This is a genomic window from Nocardioides bigeumensis (assembly GCF_039531755.1).
Classification (GTDB): domain Bacteria; phylum Actinomycetota; class Actinomycetes; order Propionibacteriales; family Nocardioidaceae; genus Nocardioides; species Nocardioides bigeumensis.
In genome coordinates this window covers 479618-495075 of sequence record NZ_BAAAQQ010000013.1, presented here as the reverse complement: position 1 = coordinate 495075, position 15458 = coordinate 479618, and the positions used below count along the sequence as shown (strand labels likewise).

Genomic DNA, 15458 nt, shown 5'->3' with positions numbered 1-15458 from the left:
CCGACTCCCACACACCCTCAGGCACCCCCCACCGTTACCGCCAGGTGCGGTGAATCAGGAAGGTCAGGATCGCCTCGATCCTGCGCCCCGATGCGAGCTCCTCCCGAGGGGGAGGGGTTGAGCTCATGGCACCTCACAGAGCGGGGATGCCCGGATCATCGGCCGGAGCAACCGGCCTCGTCAAGGAGACTCCCGCATGGACATCGACACTCACCACCACGCCGCTCGCGCCCAGGGCAGCGACACGCGCTCCGAGACCGGCTTCGTGTCCCGGCACATCGGCCCGAGTCCCGCCGACCAGGCCAAGATGCTCGCCGACGTCGGCTACCCGAGCCTGGCGGCACTCGTCGACGCGGCGGTTCCGGCAGGCATCCGCTCGTCGAAGCCGTTGAACCTGCCGCCGGCACGCGATGAGGCGGAGGTGCGCCGTGCGCTCTCCGTCCTCGCCTCGATGAACGAGGTCTCCGCCGCCATGATCGGCTTGGGGTATCACCCGACCGAGACACCAGCGGTGATCCGCCGCAACGTGCTAGAGGACCCGTCCTGGTACACCGCGTACACGCCGTACCAGCCCGAGATCAGCCAGGGCCGCCTCGAGGCGCTGCTGAACTTCCAGACCATGGTGGGAGACCTCACCGGACTCCCCACCGCGAACGCGTCCCTGCTCGACGAGCCCACGGCCGTCGCGGAGGCGGGCGCGCTCATGCGGCGCGCCAACCCGGCCGGCGGAGCGCTTCTCGTCGACCACGACCTGCTTCCACAGACCCTCGAGGTGCTCCGCACCCGGTTCTCGCCCAGCGGCATCGACGTGCTCGTGTTCGATCCCCGGCGGGGACTGCCCGCGGACGTGGACTTCTTCGGCGTCGTGCTGGCCTACCCGGGATGCTCCGGCGAGATCCGCGACCACGAGGAGCTCATCGTGGGGGCTCACACTCGGGGTGCTCTCGTGGCCGTCTCCACCGACCTCCTGGCGTTGACCCTGCTCACGCCACCAGGGGAGCAGGGCGCAGACATCGCCGTCGGCTCCGCGCAGCGGTTCGGGGTGCCGATGTTCTACGGAGGCCCACACGCCGGGTTCATCGCCGTCCGCGAGGGCCTGGAGCGCCAGGTCCCCGGTCGTCTGGTCGGGGTCTCGGTCGACACCAGCGGCCACCCGGCATACAGGCTGGCTCTGCAGACCCGCGAACAGCACATCCGTCGCGACAAGGCGACCTCCAACATCTGCACCGCCCAGGTGCTGCTCGCCGTGGTCGCGGCCATGTACGCGGTCTACCACGGGCCTGCAGGGCTGACCGGGATCGCGCGGCGAACCCACCGATGCGCCGCCCGCATCGCCGACGCCCTGGGTGCCTCGGGCCGGCGGATCGTCCACGGCAGCTTCTTCGACACCGTCCTCGTCGAGGTGCCCGGAGTGGCCGGCGAGGTCGTGGGCCGGGCACGCGAGCGCGGCGTTCTCCTTCGGGAGGTCGATGCCGACCACGTCGCCATCAGCTGCTCCGAGACCACCACCGACCAGGATGTGTCCGCCGTCCTCGCCGCGTTCGACGCGGCAGAGAGCGACGGCGGCGCGAGCGTCGACCACCTGCCGTCCGAGCTGGCCCGCACGTCCCGGTTCCTGACCCACGCGGTGTTCAGCAGCCACCACACCGAGACCGGCATGCTGCGCTACCTGCAGCGTCTGGCCGGCCGCGACTTCGCGCTGGACCGCGGCATGATCCCGCTGGGCTCGTGCACCATGAAGCTCAACGCCACGACCGAGATGGAAGCCATCGGTCACACCGGCTTCGCCGACCTGCATCCCTTCGCCCCGGCCGACCACGCCCGCGGCTACCGGATCCTGGTCGACGAGCTGGAGACGTGGCTCGCCGAGATCACGGGCTACGCGAAGGTGTCGGTCCAGCCCAACGCCGGCAGTCAGGGTGAGCTCGCCGGCCTGTTGGCCATCCGTGGCTACCACCTCGCCCGTGGCGAACCGCGGCGCGACGTGTGCCTCATCCCGGCCAGCGCGCACGGAACCAACGCTGCCTCGGCGGTGATGGCCGGCATGCGAGTGGTCGTGGTCAAGACCCGGCCAGACGGCACCATCGACCTCGACGACCTCCAGCGCGCCTGCACGGAGCACGCGGACGCCTTGGCGGCCATCATGGTCACCTACCCCTCGACGCACGGCGTGTACGAAGAGAGCATCACCCGCCTGTGCGAGCTGGTGCACGACCACGGTGGGCAGGTGTACATCGACGGTGCGAATCTGAACGCCCTGGTCGGGATCGCAAGGCCCGGCGAGTTCGGCGGCGACGTCTCACACCTGAACCTGCACAAGACGTTCTGCATCCCGCACGGAGGCGGTGGTCCCGGCGTCGGCCCGGTGGCCGTGGCCGACCACCTGGCTCCGTTCCTCCCGGGGCACCAGCAGCACCCGGACCCGGCTCGTCGCGGCGGATCGGGTGCGGTGAGTGGTGCTCCCTACGGCAGCGCAGGGATCCTGCCCATCCCGTGGGCGTACATCGCCATGCTGGGCGCCGAGGGCTTGACGACGGCGACCGAGGTGGCCGTCCTCAGCGCCAACTACATCGCGAGTCGGCTGGCGCCGCACTTTCCGGTGCTCTACACCGGGGCCAACGGCCTTGTCGCCCACGAGTGCATCATCGACCTGCGTCCCCTCACGGCGCAGAGCGGCGTCACCGTCGACGACGTCGCCAAGCGGCTCACCGACTACGGATTCCATGCCCCGACCATGTCGTTCCCGGTCGCCGGAACCCTCATGATCGAGCCGACCGAGAGCGAGACCGTCGCCGAGATCGACCGCTTCTGCGACGCGATGATCTCCATCCGCGCCGAGGTCGACGCCGTCGTCGACGGGACGTGGCCGCTGGAGGACAGCCCGCTGCGGCTGGCTCCGCACACCAGCCGCGACCTCATCGGGGAATGGGACCGTCCCTACACCCGGGAACGCGGAGCCTTTCCGGCCGGGCACGACCAGGACAAGTACTGGCCGCCTGTGAACCGGCTCGAGAACGCCCACGGCGACCGCTACCTGGTCTGCTCCTGCCCACCTCCGGAGTACTTCGAGAACCCCGCCGCCCCACGGGAGCAGCCATGACCCACACCAGCACACCCACCGCCCTGCACGACGTCCACACCGGTCTGGGCGCCACCCTCACCGACTTCGCGGGCTGGTCCATGCCCCTGAAGTACGGGTCGGAGACCGCCGAGCACCACGCGGTCAGGAACGCGGCCGGCATCTTCGACCTGTCGCACATGGGCGAGCTCGAGATCCGCGGCTCCCGGGCGGACAGGGCTCTCGACTACGCCCTCGTCGGCAAGCCCAGCGACATGCGCGTCGGTCAAGCGAGGTACTCGATGCTTGTCTCGTCCTCCGGTGGGATCCTCGACGACGTCGTGGTGTACCGCCTCGGCACGGAGCACTTCCTGGTCGTGGCGAACGCGAGCAACGTCTCCACGGTGCACGCCGAGCTCGTGGAGCGTGTCGCCGACTACGCCTGCGAGGTGCATGACGCGTCCACCGCATGGGCGTTGATCGCCGTCCAGGGTCCCCGCTCGGCGGGCATCGTGGCCGACGCCGCGGACGACGGCGTCGCGACCCTGCGCTACTACTCGATCGCCCGTGCATCGATCCACGGCCAGGAAGCTCTCGTCGCTCGAACCGGCTACACCGGCGAAGACGGGTTCGAGATCTACTGTCCTGCGACGGCCGCCGCCGACGTGTGGGCGCGGCTCACCGAGGTCGGAACTCCGCGAGGGATGATCCCGGCCGGACTCGCCTGTCGCGACTCCCTGCGCCTGGAGGCAGGGATGCCTCTGTACGGCAAGGAACTGACCGTCGACGTGAACCCCTTCGAGGTCGGTCTCGGCAGGGTGGTGCGGTTCGACAAGGAGGACGGCTTCGTCGGCGACGACGCCCTGGCCGAGGCCCGAGATCGCGGGCCGGTCCGGCAATTGGTGGGCCTGACCAGTCGCGGCAGAAGGGCTCCTCGCACCGGATACGACGTCCTGGCGACAACCGGTGAGGCCGTGGGGCAGGTCACCAGTGGAGCGCCGTCCCCGACCTTGGGTCACCCCGTCGCGATGGCGCTGGTCGACGCCAGGTCCGCCAAGCCCGCGACATACCTGGCCGTCGACATCCGCGGACGCACCGAACCCGTCGAGGTCGTGACGCTTCCCTTCTACAAGCGAGCCGACTAGGGACCCGAGCCGCACCCGACACCACACCCCGCCCGTCCCTGACCCAGAGGAGAGCCATGACCGTCCCCACCGAGCTCAGCTACACCGCTCAGCACGAATGGATCAAGAACGACGGAGACCTCGTCACGATCGGCATCACCCAGTACGCCGCCGACGCGCTCGGTGACGTCGTCTATCTAGACCTTCCGGCGGTCGGGGCCACCATCACGGCCGGGGAGGTGTGTGGCGAGATCGAGTCGACCAAGTCCGTCAGCGATCTGTTCGCGCCGGCCGACGGCGACGTGGCCCAGGTCAACGAGTCCGCGGTCGCGGACCCTGGGCTCGTCAACACCGACCCCTACGGCCAGGGCTGGCTGCTGAAGCTGCGGATCGACCGAATGCCCGATGTGCTCGACGCGGCGGCGTACGAACGCCTTCTCGGCGCCGGAGCGTGACCGTGAACGTCTTGGAGTCGCCGTTGGCGCAGTTCGACCCCGAGATCGACGCCGCGATCGCCGACGAGCTTCGACGCCAGCAGAGCACCCTGGAGATGATCGCCTCGGAGAACTTCGCTCCCCTCTCGGTGATGGAGGCCCAGGGGTCGGTCCTGACGAACAAGTACGCCGAGGGCTATCCGGGCCGCCGCTACTACGGAGGGTGCGAGTTCATCGACCTCATCGAGCGCCTGGCCCAGGACCGCGTCAAGGAGCTCTTCGGCGCGACGTACGCCAACGTCCAGCCGCACTCCGGCGCCACGGCGAACGCAGCGGCGATGATGGCCTTGCTCTCAGCGGGCGACACCATCCTCGGCCTCGACCTGGCCCACGGAGGGCACCTGAGCCACGGCATGCGTCAGAACTTCAGCCTTTGGGTGGTGCCGCTGCTCTGCCTGCTCGGCGGCGTCGGCCTGTGCATGGCCGCCGCCGCAATCGACCGGTCCGCCGGAACCCCCCCTCGCGCCGCATTGGGTAACGGGCACGACCACTGCGGCGCAGACGGTGCTGAGCACGATCGTCACGTCCCTGGTCACTCTGCTCACCCTGGTCCTGACCGTTGTCACGGTGGCCGTACAGCTGGCGATGGGACAGTTCTCACCCCGGATCGTCGGTGCGCTGCTGCGACCGATCAAGCCAGCTCACCCACGGCCTCTTCGCGGCCACCCTGGTCTACGCGCTACTGGCGATCCCGCAGGTCGACGATGTAGCCGCCGGGGGCGACGGCTATGTGCCCGGGCTGACCATGCTGATCGCCTACCTGCTCATGCTGGGCAGCGTCGTGGCCCTCGTGCTCTACGTCCACCACGCCGGTCAGACCCTGCGGGTCGCCGGGCTCATCGACCTGGTTGGCGACCACCTGCACGAGCAGCTGCACCGCGCCTACCCCGCCTACGACAGCGCCAAGGCGGACCCCGACCCACAGGTGGTCACTGCACCGACGCCGGGGGTCGTCGTCATGTTCGACCTCCCGGGCCTGGTTGCAGCCGCCGCTGCCGCCGACTGTTCCCTGCGAATGATCCCTGCGATGGGCGACTTCGTCTGCGCCGGGTCGCCCCTGCTCCTCATCGACGGAGACGGCTCGCGACTGGACCACCGACACCTCGCCAGCCTGGTGTCGCTGAAGAACGAGCGCTCCTATCCGGACGACCCGGCCTACGGGTTCCGCCAGCTCGTGGACATCGCCGAGCGCGCGGTCTCCAACCCCTTCGCCGACCCCACCACCACCGTGCAGGCCATCGACCGTCTGCACGACGCACTGCGCCAGCTGGCGAACCGCACGATCCCCACCGGGGAACACCACGACGAACACGGGAACCTGCGCCTCACCACGCCGGCCCCGGACTGGACGGGCCACGTCCGGCTCGCCTTCGACGAGCTCCGCATCGCAGGAGCAGGCTCACCGCAGGTCGCCCGCCGGCTGCGCGCGGCACTCGAGGACCTCAAGACGGTCGCGCCCGAACGGCGCCAGCCCGAGCTCGACCGCCAGCTGGGGCTATGGACCCTGGGCGTACGACAGTCCTTCGACAGCGACCTCGACACCACCAACGCGCTCATTGCCGATCAGCAAGGCCTAGGTTCTGGAGCAGACCTGGTTCGACACGCCAACGGCCGGCAGGACGATCCCGTCAAGGTTGGCCCGCAGCTCACGTCATGACCCGCCTACGGGCCGGCGCGATGCCGCACTGGTTCGGAGTCGGAAGAGATGTTGCGCACCCCGAGAGAAGGAGCGACCGAAGTCGACCTGCCGTGCGTGCTGCTCGTTGTTGCCATCTGGTTTGCACCAACTTACGAGACGCGTACCCCCGGCGTACCCCCGTGCCGCAATCGGGGCCTCGGAGAAGGGTCGCGAGGTCTTCAATCACGCTCAGCCATGCATGCAACGGCGTTCCAGCGCCCTTCGCAATGAGAAGGTCAGGGGTTCGAATCCCCTCAGCTCAACTCGATCCGAGACCCGCCCTCATGTGGGGAAACGCTCACGAGGGCGGGTTCGTCATCACCAGTCAGGTCTGCAAGCTGAACTTAAGGGCCTGGGCGCCTGCCAGGGACGTGCTCTCGTCCCAGCCGTGCCCCACCAGATCCTTGACGCTGGTCTTGACCTTGACCCGGTAAGTCTGGCCCGACCTCAGGTCCGACTTCGGCGTGAGCACGATCTGGTGCTTAGCAGAGTTGTAGCTGACCTTGGCCAGGACCTTGCTTCCGCCCTTGAGCTTGAGAATGACTGTCCTCTTGTTCACAGACGTTCTCGCGAGGGCCTCGTTGGCCTTGATCTTGATCGCGGTCGTCACCGCAACACCCTCGCTCTTGTTCTTCGGCTTCGTCTTCACCGAATGCGGCCCCGTGGCGTCGAGCGCGATGGTGTCCGACGCAGGCGTCGACACGTTTCCGTCACCGTCGCGGAACTGCGCGTACACGGTCTTGAGCCCGTCACCCGTTGTCAGCGTCCACCCCGCCGTGGCGGCGTAGGGCATGAAGGTGCCATAGGTGACTCCGTCGTTGCTGAAGCGCATTTCCTTCACGCCGCTGGCTGGGGCGGGGTCGTTCGCGCTGACGTTCAGGGTCGCAGATCTTTTCGTGGTCGTGCCGGCGACGCCGTTGATCGAGAGCGTGCCTGTCGGGCTCACGCTGTCGGTCCAGGAGATGTCCAACGACCAGCCGGTCAGCGATGTCACATCCTTGCTGACGCGGTCGACCGCGAACAGCTGCCACTGACCGTTCGGGCTCAGCCCGTCGAACACCCACAGAGCCGAGTTTCCGTTGGACGCCGGGGCGGGTGCGGGGTACGAGTCCACCATGTTGCCGTAGTTGCCAGGTCGGTACGAACCCGTCGCCAGGGCCGTCTCGTCGGGCAACGGGGCAGCAGCCTCGTCGTCCAGGGTGATGTCGACGCCGGAGATGAGGTCACCGCCTCCAGCGCTGCTCATCACGGTCGCCTGTTGTCCGCCGGGACCGACCAGAAGGACATCGACATCGTTGGGGAACGTCGAGGTCATCCCCTCCAAGGTGACGTTGACGTCCGTGGCGGCCGGCATTCCGCTGACCGAGATCGTGCTGGGGTAAGGCGTCGTCTCCTGGTCGATGGAGAGCTGCCACCCGCCTGTGATCTGTCCGGAGGCGCCGAAGGAGTCATCGACGACGTACAGGCTCCACGTCCCCACGGGACTGGTGCCGTCGAAGACAGACAGCGAGGTGTTGTCCGCGTTGACCGGTGCGGGCGCCGGGAACGTGTCGCCGGCGCCGATGTTGGTGGGCTTGTAGGTGCCCTCGCTGAGCGCGGTGCCGTCGGGCAGACCGGCGGCGGCCTCGTCGCTGAAGGTCAGGTCGATGGGCCCAGCGGGATTCGGCCCCCCCACGTCGCTCATCAGCGTCACCTGCTGGCCACCCGGGCCGACCAGGAGGACGTCCACGTCGTCGGGGAAGAGGTGACTGAAGCTGTTGAGCTGCACGTCCACGTCGGTGATCGGGCCGGCGTGACTCACCGTCACGGCCGATGGATACGGCGAGGCGACAGCGGCATCGGTGATGGTGATGGTGCCGGTGTTCGCAGGCTCGTGGTCGGGACTACCGACGAAGATGTCGTCGGTCTGGCCGAAGGTGGTCGTTTGGGCGGCGATGGCTGGTGCCGGGACAAGCACCACGAGTGCACCGGTCAGCGTCAGAGCGGTCAGCGGGGCAAGGCGACGACCCCATCGTCTCGAAGCGCGGGTCATGCTTGAAAGTTAGGCACACGCCGCCGTGCCCATAAGCCCTGTCTAGACCTGGCGCTGGACGCTCAGCCTCCCCGATGTGTGGCACGGCCAGACGCCGCGCCGACGGTCGAGGGCAGAGGAGGACCTGGAAATCCTCGACGAGTACGTCCGCACCGCCGGTCTCCCCTCGAGGTCGGCCGCGTTGCAGCACGCAGCACGCAGCACGCAGTGCGGATGCTGCGCCTGCCCAACCTGGAGCAGGACTACGAAGCCGCCTGGCAGAAGTGGGAAGCATCAGGCGACCAGGCGGCGTGGAGCGTGACCACGGCCGACGGAATCGCAGATGCTGGGATGTCGATCGTGAGACCTGCCGTCAGGGAGGTCGGTCAACCTCTGACGCGTTGCGTCGTCTTGTCCAACGTGGATGTAGTGGGGCCGATGTTCGTGACGAGGTCGGTGCCTCCGGTCCTGCGCTCCGAGGAAGCCGGGCGCGACGCCGAGCAGTCCTCGCGAGGCCGACCGCTACTGCGGTGGTGGCGCAGCCGCGGATGTCGTCCGTCTGACGTCCCACCAAGCGGCGAGGCCCGCACGCAGGCGCGGTGAGGACACGTGCTCGCCGCGGCGGCGCGCACGAAGGTCGTCCTGCAGCCAGCGAGGGGCATGCACCTGCTCGATGGCGGCTGTCTTCGTCAGCAGCTCGCCTGCGGCGAGGGCGTGCCGCCCTCGCGCCATCGCGGTGAGTCCGAGGTCGACCATCACCGGGAGGCTCCAGAACATGTGGGGTCGGCGCGCGGCGTACGACCAGTAGCCGGCCAGCTCGGCATGAGCTGCTTCGCGTACGCCGTCGGGGGTGACGGGGGGCAGCAGCTCCTCCGGCGGGGGACCGATGACCGCGAAGCCGTGCAGGACGAGCTCGGCGCGGGTGATCAGCGACACGGTGCGGTGGACCATCACTCCGTGCGTCCAGGTGGGGTGCTCGACCGCGACGTCGAGGAGTCGTCCGGCATCGACGTACTGACACCCGAGGTCCATCCCCCTCGCGGCGCCGTCGTCGAGCTGCTGGTGGAGAAGGGCGACCTGCGCGAGGGCTGGTCCCGTCAGGGGTTCCGAGGTGACCGCGACCAGGTCGAGGTCGCTCACGCCGACCACGTGGTCGCCGGTAGCGAGCGAGCCACCCACCCACAGCGCGTCCGCGATCCCCGTGGCTGCAAGGCGGTCGCCGAGCTCGCGCAGCACGGCGCGCACCTCAGCCTCCATGCTCGAGCTGCTGTGCGGTGTCGGGCGACGGCCTGATCGCGCCGAACAACATCGCATCCCCGACCAGTCCGGCCCCTCCAGTGATCCTTGCGACCCTGTTAGGCGAGTCCATGCGTCAGAGTGGCACCGGCGAGCTGTGCCTGTCATGGCCCGTGCCGAATCGAGTTGTCGAAGGCCGCGCGCAGTGCGACCCTGAAGCGGCTCGGGTGGCCTTCGCTCGGGAGGGTCAGGGGTAGCACCCCGACAAGTCCGCCCGCTTCGAAGAAGAGACCGTCGTGCCCAACGCCGTCGCCGCGTGTCCCCTCCGCGGACGGGTCGATCCGCGCCTCCTGCGGTTCAGCGCCGGAGCGACAGCCTTCGTGCTCGCTGCCGCACTCCTGGTCGTCGACGCTGTGCGCCCGCTTGGACTCTTCCTGCTCGCCACGCAGGTCGCCGTGTTCGCGTTCACGGCGTTCGTGAGCTTTCAGTGGTCGGTGTGGGCGCAGGTCTTCGCCCGGGTCGTCTGGCCGAGGCTCGAGGCGCCGGCCCGCCTGGAGGACGCGAGACCGCCTCGGTTCGCGCAGCTCGTCGGCTTCGTGCTGACCGCGGTGTCCCTGGTCGCGTTCATCATCGGCACGAACGTCGTCGGCTACGCGTTCGCGAGCCTCGCCCTCGCCGCGGCAGCCCTCAACGCCGCCGCCGGGCTGTGCGTGGGCTGCAAGCTCTACGGGCTGGTTCGTGGAGGGCAGCCCGCGGGAGCCTGAGCCTCACCCGCGAGGGGTTGTCCCCGCCGGCAGCGATGATGGCGCGATGACGACCTATTCCGACACCAAGGAGTTCGAGGGCGCCACCTTCGTCAAGGCGAGCTTCAAGGGCGCGACCATGAGGTTCTCCGACGTCACCGGCCTGACGATGCGCGGCGTCGACGTGGACGGGCTCGACATCGACAGTCACGACCTCTTCTTCGGCAGCCTCATCGTCAACGGGGTCGACGTGGTTCCTCTCGTGGACGCCGAGCTCAACCGCCAGTTCCCGGGGCGCGAGCTGCAGAAGGCGCAGACACCCGAGGGCCTGCGCGACGCCTGGGTGGCCGTCCAGGCCGCGTGGCAGCAAACCGTGTCGGAGACGCCGCCGGACCTGGTCGACGCCCACGTCGACGACGAGTGGTCGATGGCCGAGACGCTGCGGCACCTGATCCTCGCGACCGACGCCTGGCTCCGTGGCGCGATCCTTCGGACGGAGCAGCCCTTCCACGAGATCGGCCAGATCTTCACCGGTGCCGCCGAGATGGGTTTCGACATGTCGATCTTCCGGGCCGACGCGCCGTCGTACGACGAGATCCTGGCGGTCCGGGCCGAGCGACAAGTTCTGGTGACCGACTTCCTCGCCTCCGCGACGCCGGAGCTGCTCGCCGAGGAGCGCGACAACCCCTGGGGCGGCGACTGGCGTCCCACGGTGGGTGACTGCGTCCGGGTGATCCTCGAAGAGGAGTGGGCGCACCTGCGCTACGTCCGACGCGACCTGGCGCGGCTGAGCTGAGCCGTTGGGTCGTTTCGGGCCGAGGGCGCCGTCGCTGTCCCGGACCTGCCCGTCATGATCGTGGGGTGGAGACCACCGTCGTCGTCGTGAACGTGCTCGGGTGGGCCGGGATGGCCCTGCTCATCAGTGCCTACGCACTGGTCACGGCCGGGTGGCTCACGGGCACGGCGTTGCGCTTCCAGCTGATGAACCTCTTCGGCGGTGCGGGGCTGATGGTCAACTCCGCCTACTACGACGCGTGGCCGTCGGCGGCGCTCAACCTCGTGTGGGTCGCGATCGGGATCTTCGGGCTGATCCGGGCGCGAGGGCGCGACAACCTCCAGCCCGTCTCCGGGGTTCGGCAGCGGCAGGCGGCTCAGCTCCCGGCGAGGCTCAATAATCAGCAAGAATGACTAATGCATTGTCTAGAGCTCTTGCGTGTGGTGGGCCGGCCAGGGTTTGATGTGAACCCATCCCACGGAGGAGCAGATGCGTGCGAGAGATCGGTGCGCCCCACCCGCGATTCCCGTCCGGCCGGCTGCTGACCGTTCGGCCGGCGCCCGGGCCCGAGCGGCGCTGCTTGTTGGTCTTCGAGGGTGACGAGGGGGCCCGTGGCCAGGTCTGGCATCCGCGCACGGGTGAGATCGGTGATGACCTGCCGATCCCTGTCACCGGTGACACGCTGCTCAGCCCCGACGGCGAGTGGGTCGTCGACCTCGACGACGACGGTGGCTCCGAGGTCGGCGGCCTGGTGGCCCGACGCGTCGACGGCAGCGAGTCCCGCGAGCTCACGCCCGGATGGGGGCCCTACGTCCTCCGCGGACTCGAGCTCAGCCGTGACGGTGCGCAGCTGCTGGCCACGGCGGTGGACGACGCAGGGCACCACCTCGTCCTGATCTCGATGAGCGGCGCGGCCGAGCCTCAGGTCCTGTTCACCTCCGAGGAGGAGGCGTGGCTCGGGCACCTGTCCGCCGACTCGGCATATGCCAGCGTCGACACGACCGAGCACAACCCCGGCGTACGCCGGGCCGCGGTGACCGTCGTCGACATTCGCACCCGCCAGGTGGTGGCGACCGCCGACGACCTCCCGGCGGGACCGGTCCGCGCGGTCCGCTTCTCGCCCGTGCCCGGTGACGAACGGATCCTGTTGTGGACCGAGCGGTCGGGGTTCGCGCGGCCTGCGATCTGGGGCCCGCTGACGGGCGAGCGCCGCGACTACGACCTCGCCGACCTCGCCGGCGACACCCTCGTCCTCGACTGGGCTCCGGACCAGGGCGTGATCCTGGTCGCCCACTGCGAGGCCGGCCGCCAGCGCCTCCTGGCCGTCGACGAGGCCACGGGGGAGTGGTCGGTGGTCCACGACGCCGGCGGCAGCTATGCCGACCCCGACGTCGCGTCCGTGCTTCCCTACTACTGGCAGTCGTTCCTCGGTCCGGACGGCGAGCCGGTCGTGCTGACCTCCGACTGGACGACGCCGCTGCACGCGCTGCGCCTGACCGCCGACGGCACCGAGTCCGTCGTCCCGCCTGTCGCGGTGCCGCCCGGCCGCGCGCTCGCGTCCACCGTCGTGACGAGCGCCGACGGCACCGGTGTCCAGCTCTGGTGGTCCGCGCCGCCCGGGCCGGTCCGGGGCACGATCCTCGACGTGCACGGCGGACCCAACCTGGTCACCGTCGACGCCTACCGCCCCGAGCTGCAGGCCTGGCAGGACCACGGGTTCGCGGTGGCGTCGCTCAACTACCGCGGCTCGGTGACCTTCGGGCGGGCCTTCCGCGAGGGCTTCTGGGGAGGCGCCGGCGACCGCGAGATCGAGGACGTCGCCGCCGCCATCGCCTGGCTGCGCACCAAGGGTCTCGCCGACCCGGCGTCGACCTTCATCACGGGCCCGTCGTACGGCGGCCACCTCAGCCTCCTGTCCCTCGGCCGGCTGCCCGACCTCTTCACCGGCGCCTTCGCGGTCGTCGCGATGGCCGACTGGGCGGCGGCCTGGCCGCAGATGAACCCGGCCATCAAGAAGTCGTGGACGAGCTTCCTGTCGATGGGCACAGACGGCTCCTTCGACCACAGCCGGGTCGAGGCGGCCCTGGCGAGGTTCTCCTCGATCAACCACGTGGAGTCCGTCACCGGCTCCGCGTGGCTCTACCAGGGCAGCCGCGACACCCGCACCCCGCCCGAGCAGGCGCGCACGTACGCCGAGCGACTGCGCGCCGCGGGCGGCGACGTCCTGGTCGAGTGGTTCGACGCAGGTCACGAGCCGACCGGCATCCGCGGCATCCAGCTCGAGTTCGAGCGGGCGCTGGAGCTCGCGGAGGTGCGGCTCGCCGGCGGTCGCTGGGAGGGCCGGTGATCCCGGGCCTGGACGCGCACCGCTTCGTCCGCGACGGCGTCGGACTCGCTGCCTGGTCGGGAGGCGCGGGGCCGACCGTGCTGCTGCTGCACGGCTACCCGCAGTCGTCCTACATGTGGCGCTTCCTGGTGCCCGCGCTCCTGGCGGACCACCGCGTCGTCCTCATGGATCTCCGCGGCTACGGCGAGTCGGATGCGCCGTCACCAGACGATCTCGACCACACCTACTCCAAGCGCGCCATGGCGGTCGATGCGGCCCACGTCCTCGACTCCCTCGGCGTGGAGTCCGTCCACCTCGTGGGGCACGACCGAGGCGGGCGGGTGGTCCATCGCTTCTGTCTCGACCACCCCGAGATCGTGACGTCGGCCGCTGTCCTCGACATCGTGCCGACGCTGCACATGTTCGAGAACGTCGACCGCGCGATGGCGGAGGCCTATTTCCACTGGTTCTTCCTGACCCGTCCCTGCGGCCTGCCCGAGGGCTTGATCCGCGCCGACGTCGAGCGTTGGCTGCGCGCCCGCTTTCAGGGCCGTCACTCGGCGGCGTACGCGTTCGAGGAGGAGGCCCTGCAGGTCTACCTGCGGGCGTTCAGCCGGGCAGGAGCGGTCGAAGCCACGTGCTCGGACTATCGGGCCGCCGCCACCGTCGACCTCGAGCACGACGTGGCCGACCGCGCCGCCGGACGACGCGTCGAGCGGCCGCTGCTCGTGGCGTGGGGGACCGAGGGTTACGTCGGTCGCAGCTTCGACGTGCCCCAGGTCTGGCAGCAGTACGCCCGTGACGTGCGCGCGGCGCCCGTGGCGGCCGACCACTACCTCGCCGAGGAGAACCCCGAGCAGGCCCTGCACGCCCTGACGACCTTCTGGGCGAACCTGTGACGGCCTGGGACCGAGCCCGGGCCCTCGACCGGCTCGAGCGACTGGTCTCGACGGAGTCCCCGTCGGGCGATCCGGACCGGCTCGACGAGGTGTACGCACTCGTCGCGGAGTGGGGGACGCAGGCCGTCGGCCGCGCGCCGGAACGTGTGGTGCACCAGGGCGTGCCGCACCTGGTCTGGCGCTCGGACGGGCCTGCGCGCGTCCTGCTCGTCTGCCACGCCGACACGGTCTTCCCGGTCGGCACGATCGCGCGCCGACCGTTCCGCGTCGAGGACGGGATCGCCTACGGGCCGGGCGTGTTCGACATGAAGGCCGGCATCGTGATCGCCCTCGACGCCCTCGAACGGATCAACGACACCGACGGGGTGTCCTGGGTCGTCACCGGCGACGAGGAGACCGGCTCGCTCACGTCGCGCGCGCTGATCGAGGAGCTGGCCAGGTCGGCCGCCGCGGCGTTGGTGCTCGAGCCCAGCCTCGACGGTGCGCTCAAGGTCGGCCGCAAGGGCGGCGCGTTCTACGAGATCTCCTTCCACGGCCTTGCCGCGCACGCCGGTCTCGAGCCCGAGCGGGGTCGCAACGCGTTGCTCGCGCTGGCGCGCTGGGCGCTGCTGGTCACCGACCTGGCCGACCTGCCGCGGGGTACGACGGTGACGCCGACCCGGGCCGCGTCCGGCACCGCGACGAACGTCGTCCCCGACCATGGCGCGCTCTTCGTCGACGTACGCGCGTCCTCGACCGCCGAGCTGCTCAGGGTGGACCGCGAGCTACGCGCCCTCGCGCAGTCCGGCTCGGGCGTCGACGACGGCGTCGGCATCACCGTCGACGGCGGCGTCAACCGACCGCCGCTCGAAGCGGAGAGCGCGGCAGGCCTCGTGGCGCTGTGCCGGGCAGAGGCGAGCCGCCTGGGTCAACCCGAGCCGGCCGCCGCCCTGGTCGGGGGCGGGTCGGACGGCAACTTCACCGCCGCCCTGGGCGTGCCCACGCTCGACGGTCTGGGGGCCACCGGGCACGGGGCGCACGCCGAGCACGAGTGGGTGGAGGTCGAGTCGATGAGCGCGCGCGCCGACCTGGTCGCGGCGATGCTGGAGTCGCTGACGCGATCGGGCCCCTGACG

At 69.9% G+C, this 15458-nt stretch carries 12 protein-coding genes and 2 pseudogenes; 11 read left to right on the top strand and 3 right to left on the bottom strand.

What is annotated here, in order from left to right; genetic code table 11:
* Window positions 1–196: 196 nt before the first annotated feature.
* The 4 genes and pseudogenes from gcvP to ABD295_RS16560 all read left to right on the top strand — a co-directional run.
* Entirely contained in the window at window positions 197–3100 is a 2904-nt protein-coding gene (gene gcvP, locus ABD295_RS16575) for an aminomethyl-transferring glycine dehydrogenase (protein ID WP_344304909.1), read from the top strand.
* Window positions 3097–4203, top strand: a complete 1107-nt coding sequence (gene gcvT, locus ABD295_RS16570) for a glycine cleavage system aminomethyltransferase GcvT (RefSeq protein ID WP_344304908.1) — start codon at window positions 3097–3099, stop codon at window positions 4201–4203. The genes gcvP and gcvT overlap by 4 nt, the downstream gene beginning before the upstream one ends.
* A gap of 56 nt (window positions 4204–4259) precedes the next feature.
* Window positions 4260–4637, top strand: a complete 378-nt coding sequence (gene gcvH, locus ABD295_RS16565) for a glycine cleavage system protein GcvH (RefSeq protein WP_344304907.1) — start codon at window positions 4260–4262, stop codon at window positions 4635–4637.
* A pseudogene (locus tag ABD295_RS16560) lies at window positions 4634–5032 on the top strand (serine hydroxymethyltransferase); the annotation flags it as partial. The gene gcvH and the pseudogene ABD295_RS16560, both read left to right, overlap by 4 nt.
* On the opposite strand, the gene ABD295_RS16555 reads toward ABD295_RS16560, so the two are convergent.
* Window positions 4970–5200 carry a hypothetical protein gene (locus tag ABD295_RS16555; protein WP_344304906.1) on the bottom strand — a complete coding sequence of 77 codons (231 nt, stop codon included), beginning with the start codon at window positions 5198–5200 and terminating at the stop codon, window positions 4970–4972. The pseudogene ABD295_RS16560 and the gene ABD295_RS16555 overlap by 63 nt on opposite strands.
* Here ABD295_RS16555 and ABD295_RS16550 point away from each other — a divergent pair.
* A pseudogene (locus ABD295_RS16550) lies at window positions 5181–6333 on the top strand (DUF2254 domain-containing protein). The gene ABD295_RS16555 and the pseudogene ABD295_RS16550 overlap by 20 nt on opposite strands.
* 346 nt (window positions 6334–6679) lie before the next feature.
* On the opposite strand, the gene ABD295_RS16545 reads toward ABD295_RS16550, so the two are convergent.
* Both ABD295_RS16545 and ABD295_RS16540 read right to left on the bottom strand, forming a co-directional pair.
* Window positions 6680–8386: an Ig-like domain-containing domain gene (locus ABD295_RS16545; RefSeq protein WP_344304905.1), complete on the bottom strand. Its 1707-nt coding sequence runs from the start codon at window positions 8384–8386 to the stop codon at window positions 6680–6682.
* A 501-nt stretch (window positions 8387–8887) separates the two neighbouring features.
* On the bottom strand, window positions 8888–9622 hold the full coding sequence (locus ABD295_RS16540) for a hypothetical protein (RefSeq protein ID WP_344304904.1): 735 nt from the start codon (window positions 9620–9622) through the stop codon (window positions 8888–8890).
* A gap of 275 nt (window positions 9623–9897) precedes the next feature.
* Here ABD295_RS16540 and ABD295_RS16535 point away from each other — a divergent pair, with 275 nt between their 5' ends.
* From ABD295_RS16535 to ABD295_RS16510, 6 genes are all read left to right on the top strand, one after another.
* Window positions 9898–10365 (top strand): DUF4395 domain-containing protein, encoded by a 468-nt coding sequence (locus tag ABD295_RS16535; protein WP_344304903.1) that lies wholly within the window; start codon window positions 9898–9900, stop codon window positions 10363–10365.
* Window positions 10366–10411: 46 nt separating this feature from the next.
* Window positions 10412–11140, top strand: coding sequence for a DinB family protein (locus tag ABD295_RS16530; RefSeq protein ID WP_344304902.1), 729 nt, complete (start codon window positions 10412–10414; stop codon window positions 11138–11140).
* Between the two features lie 65 nt (window positions 11141–11205).
* Window positions 11206–11532: a CBU_0592 family membrane protein gene (locus ABD295_RS16525; RefSeq protein WP_344304901.1), complete on the top strand. Its 327-nt coding sequence runs from the start codon at window positions 11206–11208 to the stop codon at window positions 11530–11532.
* Window positions 11533–11612: 80 nt separating this feature from the next.
* On the top strand, window positions 11613–13466 hold the full coding sequence (locus tag ABD295_RS16520) for a S9 family peptidase (RefSeq protein ID WP_344304900.1): 1854 nt from the start codon (window positions 11613–11615) through the stop codon (window positions 13464–13466).
* Entirely contained in the window at window positions 13463–14344 is an 882-nt protein-coding gene (locus ABD295_RS16515; protein ID WP_344304899.1) for an alpha/beta fold hydrolase, read from the top strand. The genes ABD295_RS16520 and ABD295_RS16515 overlap by 4 nt, the downstream gene beginning before the upstream one ends.
* Entirely contained in the window at window positions 14341–15456 is a 1116-nt protein-coding gene (locus ABD295_RS16510; protein ID WP_344304898.1) for a M20 family metallopeptidase, read from the top strand. The genes ABD295_RS16515 and ABD295_RS16510 overlap by 4 nt, the downstream gene beginning before the upstream one ends.
* Window positions 15457–15458 lie beyond the last annotated feature (2 nt).

Coding starts and splice junctions, on each gene's coding strand:
- gcvP (WP_344304909.1), top strand. CDS start 197: ATGGACATCGACACTCACCACCACGCCGCTCGCGCCCAGGGCAGCGAC.
- gcvT (WP_344304908.1), top strand. CDS start 3,097: ATGACCCACACCAGCACACCCACCGCCCTGCACGACGTCCACACCGGT.
- gcvH (WP_344304907.1), top strand. CDS start 4,260: ATGACCGTCCCCACCGAGCTCAGCTACACCGCTCAGCACGAATGGATC.
- ABD295_RS16545 (WP_344304905.1), bottom strand. CDS start 8,386: ATGACCCGCGCTTCGAGACGATGGGGTCGTCGCCTTGCCCCGCTGACC.
- ABD295_RS16540 (WP_344304904.1), bottom strand. CDS start 9,622: ATGGAGGCTGAGGTGCGCGCCGTGCTGCGCGAGCTCGGCGACCGCCTT.
- ABD295_RS16530 (WP_344304902.1), top strand. CDS start 10,412: ATGACGACCTATTCCGACACCAAGGAGTTCGAGGGCGCCACCTTCGTC.